The organism is Nocardioides sp., from assembly GCF_036401255.1.
Classification (GTDB): domain Bacteria; phylum Actinomycetota; class Actinomycetes; order Propionibacteriales; family Nocardioidaceae; genus Nocardioides.
This window is the reverse complement of sequence record NZ_DASWVI010000112.1, coordinates 1-5,543: the sequence shown is the minus strand read 5'-3', so window position 1 is coordinate 5,543 and position 5,543 is coordinate 1. Positions and strand designations below refer to the sequence as shown.

The window sequence follows — 5,543 nt, the reverse complement described above, 5'->3', positions numbered from 1 at the left end:
AGCGCGCCGCTGAGGGCCACGCCGTGCATCTGGTCGGCGCTCCACATGCTGCAGGCCAGGGGTGCCGGGACCAGGTCGTCGCCGGCGCGGGTGAAGAAGGAGAGCTGGTCGGTCACCGGGCTATCCTCACGGACGCTCCGGCGCCGCCTTCACCAGGGCCGCCAACAGACCGCGCGTCGCGGCCACGACCTGCTGCTCGTCGTACGGCCGCAGCTGGACGGCGTTGACGCTCTGCACCAGTCCGCCGGTCTGCACGAACCCGGAGACCAGCACCGCCGACCGGCGGGCGTGGACGACGAGCCGGGCGGCGTCGGCGCCGGGGACGTCGATCCGGCTGACCCGGCCCTGCACCCGGCCCATGGACCGCCAGGCCTCGTCGAGGCCGCCGTCGAACCACAGGTAGTTGACGTCGAAGGCCGGCCCGCCCTCGGTGACCGGGGTGAACGCGCACCGCGGCTGGTCGGCGCTGCCGGTCTGCTCGGCCATCCGCTCGCCGGCGAGCCGGGTCACCTGGGCGGCGTCCAGGCCATCGCACGGGCTCCACGCGACGTCGGCAGCCTCGGAGAGCGCAGCGTCGGGGGCGTCCGCCGGGTCCGGCCGGTCGGACTCCGACGAGCACCCGGCCACGCCGAGGCTCAGCAGCGCGAGCGCTGCGGCGACCGCGGCCCTCACGACGCCGGCGTCCAGTCCGGCACCGGGGCGTGCGACCCCGGCAGCCACATGGTCAACCGCGCGCCGCCGTCCGGCGACGAGCCGGCCGTGACGGTGCCGGAGTGACGCTCGGCGACCTGCCGCACGATCGAGAGGCCCAGACCCGAGCCGGGCATCGAGCGGGACTCCTCGGAGCGGTAGAACCGGTCGAACACATGCGGGAGGTCCGCCTCGGCGATGCCGGGCCCCTCGTCGTCGACCGTCAGCGTGCCCTCGGCGAGCCGGACCGTCACCATCCCGCCCGGGGGGCTCCACTTCGCGGCGTTGTCGAGCAGGTTCGTCACGGCCCGCTCCAGCCCGGCGCTCTCGCCGACGACGTACCACGGCTCGGTGGCCACGTCGAAGACGACCGCGGGAGCGCGGCGCCGCACGCGCGCGATCGCGCGCTCGACGAGCTCGGTCACGTCGACCGCCTCGACGACGTGGGTCAGCGGCTCGTCGCGGGAGAGCTCCATCAGGTCCCCGATCAGCGTCGTCATCTCCTCGATCTGGGCGCGTACGTCGCCGAGCAGCTCGTCACGCGCCTCGGTGGGCAGCCCGCCGGTGCTGTCGGCCTGGGTCAGCAGGTCGAGGTTGGTGCGCAGCGAGGTGAGCGGGGTGCGCAGCTCGTGGCCGGCGTCGGCGACCAGCTGCCGCTGGCGGTCGCGGGAGGCGGCCAGCGCGGCGAGCATCTGGTTGAACGCCGAGGCGAGCCGGGCGACCTCGTCGTCGCCCTCGACCGGGAGCGGCCGGAGGTCCTCGGTGCGGGCGATGTGCTCGACCGAGGAGGTGAGCCGGCGCACCGGGCGCAGCCCGTTGCGGGCCACCGCCCAGCCCGCCATCCCGGCCGCGATCACCCCGGCCAGGCCGAAGAACAGCATCACGATGCCGAGCTTGCGCAGCACCGTCTGCTGGGACTGGAGCGACTGGGCCAAGATGATGGTCTCGCCGGATGGGTGGTGCAGCGCGACCACCCGCCAGTGGGTGCCGTCGGTGCCGACGATCGTGCGCATCGACTGCGGACGCTCCCCGGCCCAGACCGCCTGCTCGGGATCGCCGAGGCGGAACGGCACCTTGCCGCTCGCGACGCCCAGCGGGGTGTCCTGGAAGCACGCGACCCACACGTCGGCTGCCTCCAGCAGGCCGGTGGGCATCGCGTCGGTGCCGCAGACCTGGTCGGCGGAGACGGAGTGGGCGCGGTCCAGGAGGGAGTTGTCGAGCGTGGCCTGTTCCTGCATCCGCACGGTCAGGTACGCGCCAGCCGCCACGAACGCCACGGTGAGACCGACGGCGATCGTGGTGAGCAGCGTGACGCGACTGGCCAGCGAGCGGCGGTAGTGCCACCGCCCGTCGGGAGGGACCGGCGGGAAGATGGTCACGACTCCTTCAGCACGTAGCCCACACCGCGCACGGTGTGGATCAGCCGCGGCTCGCCCTCCGCCTCGGTCTTGCGGCGCAGGTAGCCGACGTAGACCTCGAGCGAGTTCGCCGTCGTGGGGAAGTCGTAGCCCCAGACCTCCTCGAGGATGAACGAGCGCTCCAGCACCCGGCGCGGCCGGCGCAGGAACATCTCCAGCAGCGCGAACTCGGTGCGGGTCAGCTCGATGACACGGGCGCCGCGGCGCACCTCGCGGGTGCCGACGTCCATGGACAGGTCCGAGAACGACAGCACCTCGTCGGCGACGTCCTCGCGCGGGACCACCCGGCGCAGCAGCGCACGCAGCCGGGCCAGGAGCTCCTGCAGCGCGAACGGCTTGGTGAGGTAGTCGTCGGCGCCGGCGTCGAGCCCCTCGACCCGGTCGCCGACCGCGTCGCGGGCGGTGAGCACCAGGATCGGCAGGTCGTTGCCGGCGGTGCGCAGCGCCCGCGTGGTCTCCAGGCCATCGAGGCGGGGCATCATCACGTCCATCACGACCACGTCGGGGGCCGCGGCGGCGATGCCCGCCAGCGCCTCGGCACCGTCGGCGGCGAGCACGACCTCGTAGCCGTTGAACTCCAGCGAGCGCCGCAGTGACTCGCGCACGGCCTTGTCGTCGTCGACGACGAGCACCCGGGGTCGGGCGGAGGACGGCGTGGTCACGCCCCTACTGTGCCAGCCGAGCCTGAACCGGGACTGAGAACCGACGCGACGTCGACCCGCCCGAGAGTCTCGGGCGGGTCAACGTCGGATCAGGCGAACCGGGCGGCGGCCTCGGCGGCGCGGCCGGCGTAGCCGCCCCCGAAGTGGCAGGCGTGCACGAGCAGCGGGAACACCTGGTGCACCGCCACCCGGTCGGCCCAGCCGTCGGCCAGCGGCGTGGTCTCGGCCGCGGCCTCGGCGTACGCGTCCAGCACCTTCGGCAGGTGCGGCAGCCCGAACAGCGCCAGCATCGCCAGGTCGACCTCGCGGTGCCCGCCGTACGCCGCCGGGTCGATCAGCCAGGCCTGCCCGTCCAGCCCCCACAGCACGTTGCCGTTCCACAGGTCGCCGTGCAGCCGGGCCGGCGGCTCCTCGGGCACCAGCTCGCCGAGCCGGGGGAGCAGCGCTTCGATCGTCGCCGCCTCGTCGGGCGTCGCCGCGCCCCGGTCGCGGGCCAGCTTGAGGTAGGGCAGCACGCGGCGGACGGCGTAGAACTCCGCCCAGGTGTCGGCGGGCCGGTTGGGCAGCGGCAGCCGGCCGATGAACCCGTCCTGCTCGCCGCCGAAGGACGGGGCACCGACGGCGTGGGTGGTGGCGAGCGCCCGGCCGAGAGCGGTCGCGGCGTCGACGGAGTTCTTGCCGGGCTCGACCCAGCGGATGATCAGGCACTCGTGGTCGGCGCCGAGGACCTCGGGGGTGCTGACGCCGCCGTCGGGCGTGGTCTCGGCGAGCCAGCGCAGGCCGTCGGCCTCGGTGGTGAAGAACCGTTCGGGCGCGTGCGGCAGCGTCTTCATCAGCGCGGTGGTGCCGTTGCTCAGCCGCAGCCGGGTGGCCGTGGCGATGTCGCCGCCGGCGACCGGTGCCGTGGCCACCACGGAGGCGCCGAGGAGCTCCTCGGCGCGCCGGGCGACCAGCGGCTGGCGGGTCACCCGACGGCCCCGCTGTCCCAGGGGCGCTCACGCTCCAAGGAGTCGACCAGTGATCTCGCCGTGCGCTCGACCATCGCGAGGACCTCCTCGAATCCGGAGTCCCCACCGTAGTACGGGTCGGGCACGTCGCTCCCGGGATCGAGCGGGTCGAAGTCGCGGAACAGCCGCGTGCGGTCGGTCGGTCCGCCGAGGTCGGCGAGGTTCTGGGCGTCCATGGCGAGCACCAGGTCGGCCGCGCCCGCGTCCGCGTCGCCGGCCCACTGGCGGGCCCGGTGCCGGGTGGCGTCGTACCCGGCCGCGGTCAGGGTCGCCGCGGCGCGGCGGTCCATGGGATCCCCGACGTGCCACCCCCCGGTCCCCGAGCTGCCGACCGAGACGCGGTCGTCGAGACCGGCGTCGGCCAGCCGCTCGGCGAGGACGACGTCGGCCATCGGCGAGCGGCAGATGTTGCCGAGGCAGACCACGGCGAGGTGGTAGCGCCCCGGTGTGCGCGCCGGGGGCAGCACGCTCAGCCCTCCTGGGCGTCGCCGAGCAGCAGGCCCACGATCCAGGTGACGACCGTGATCACGATCGCGCCGCCGACCGCGGTCCAGAACCCGTTGACGTAGAAGTCGATCTCGAACAGCCCGGCGAGCCACTCGGTGAACAGCAGCATGAGCGCGTTGATCACCAGCAGGAACAGCCCGAGCGTGATGATGACGAACGGGATCGAGAGGAACTTCAGCACCGGGCTCACGAACGAGTTCACGATGCCGAGGATCAGCGCCACGAACAGCAGCGGCCAGATCTTGTCCGAGACCTCGTCCATCCCCGACGTCGCGCCGTCGCGGAACCCGATGCCGTCGAAGAGCTGGCAGGCGACCGCCAGCGCGACCGCGTTGGTGAGCAGCCAGCCGATCAGCTTGAAGAGACCCACGGTCTCGATCCTAGGCCGCGTCTCGCGCGTCGACTCCGTCGCCGCGCGGGCCGCGGGATCAACCGGGTCGTGATGCTCCACCGGTGTGGTTGCGGTGGCCCCACCCTGCAGGCACCTGCGTCGGGTCACAGGCTGCTCAGCACCGGGCGGTTCGAGCAGTCCTCAGTGACCCCGGGTCCGTGACCTAACCTCGGGGTCGTGTTCCCGGTCGGAGGCGTGGAGGTGATGCTGCTCCTGGTCCTCGTGTCGGGGGCGGTGAGCCTGCTGCTCGCGCTCGCCCTGCGACCCCGGCTCGGCTGGGTCAGCGCCGGGGCCATCGGCGGGTTCGTCTGGTCGCTGGCCGTGATCGCCTCGATCACGCTGATCCCGGCCAACGGGGCACCGGGCATCGTGCCCGCCGAGGGCCGGCTGACCGGCTGCTCGTGGGACGTCGGGGGTCCGGCACCCGAGGGGTTCTGGATCTTCTCCGGCGGTCAGCGGCTGCTCAACACCGTGGTGTTCGTGCCGCCCGGGGCGCTGCTCGTGGTCGCCGCCGCCCGGTGGCGGACGGCGTGGGCCGTCGTGCCCGCGGGTCTGGCGGCGCTGGCGGGCTACTCGGTGGCGATCGAGGCCACCCAGCTGGCCCTGGCCCGGCTCGACCGCGCCTGCGACGTCACCGACGTGGTCGACAACGTCACCGGCGCGGTGCTCGGGGTCGGGATCGGCATCGTGCTGGCGCTGGTCCTGCGCCCCTGGCGCCGTCGGACCGGCTGAGACGGGCCTCACTAGGGTGGCCCCCATGACCAGCCCCCAGCCCCGGCCCAACGTCGCGGAGATCCCGCCGTACGTCGCCGGCAAGCCGCCGACGGTCCGACCCGGGATGACGTCGTACAAGCTGTCCAGCAACGAG

At 73.7% G+C, this 5,543-nt stretch carries 7 protein-coding genes; 1 reads left to right on the top strand and 6 read right to left on the bottom strand.

Translation table 11 applies throughout. From position 1 onward, the window contains the following. Nucleotides 1-126: 126 nt before the first annotated feature. From VGD85_RS05205 to VGD85_RS05180, 6 genes are all read right to left on the bottom strand, one after another. Nucleotides 127-672, bottom strand: a complete 546-nt coding sequence (locus VGD85_RS05205; RefSeq protein ID WP_331062383.1) for a hypothetical protein — start codon at nt 670-672, stop codon at nt 127-129. Next, a complete protein-coding gene (locus VGD85_RS05200; RefSeq protein WP_331062382.1) occupies nt 669-2,069 on the bottom strand; it encodes a HAMP domain-containing sensor histidine kinase in 1,401 nt (466 codons plus the stop codon). Before VGD85_RS05200 ends, VGD85_RS05205 begins: the two co-directional genes overlap by 4 nt. Further along, on the bottom strand, nt 2,066-2,770 hold the full coding sequence (locus tag VGD85_RS05195; RefSeq protein ID WP_331062381.1) for a response regulator transcription factor: 705 nt from the start codon (nt 2,768-2,770) through the stop codon (nt 2,066-2,068). The genes VGD85_RS05200 and VGD85_RS05195 overlap by 4 nt, the downstream gene beginning before the upstream one ends. Nucleotides 2,771-2,859: 89 nt before the next feature. Then, a complete protein-coding gene (locus VGD85_RS05190) occupies nt 2,860-3,738 on the bottom strand; it encodes a fructosamine kinase family protein (RefSeq protein WP_331062380.1) in 879 nt (292 codons plus the stop codon). Then, nucleotides 3,735-4,244: a low molecular weight protein-tyrosine-phosphatase gene (locus VGD85_RS05185; RefSeq protein ID WP_331062379.1), complete on the bottom strand. Its 510-nt coding sequence runs from the start codon at nt 4,242-4,244 to the stop codon at nt 3,735-3,737. Before VGD85_RS05185 ends, VGD85_RS05190 begins: the two co-directional genes overlap by 4 nt. 2 nt (nt 4,245-4,246) lie before the next feature. Further along, a complete protein-coding gene (locus tag VGD85_RS05180; RefSeq protein ID WP_331062378.1) occupies nt 4,247-4,654 on the bottom strand; it encodes a phage holin family protein in 408 nt (135 codons plus the stop codon). 198 nt (nt 4,655-4,852) lie between these two features. On the opposite strand from VGD85_RS05180, the gene VGD85_RS05175 reads away from it, so the two are divergent. Next, entirely contained in the window at nt 4,853-5,407 is a 555-nt protein-coding gene (locus VGD85_RS05175; RefSeq protein WP_331062377.1) for a VanZ family protein, read from the top strand. The last annotated feature ends 136 nt before the right edge of the window (nt 5,408-5,543 follow it).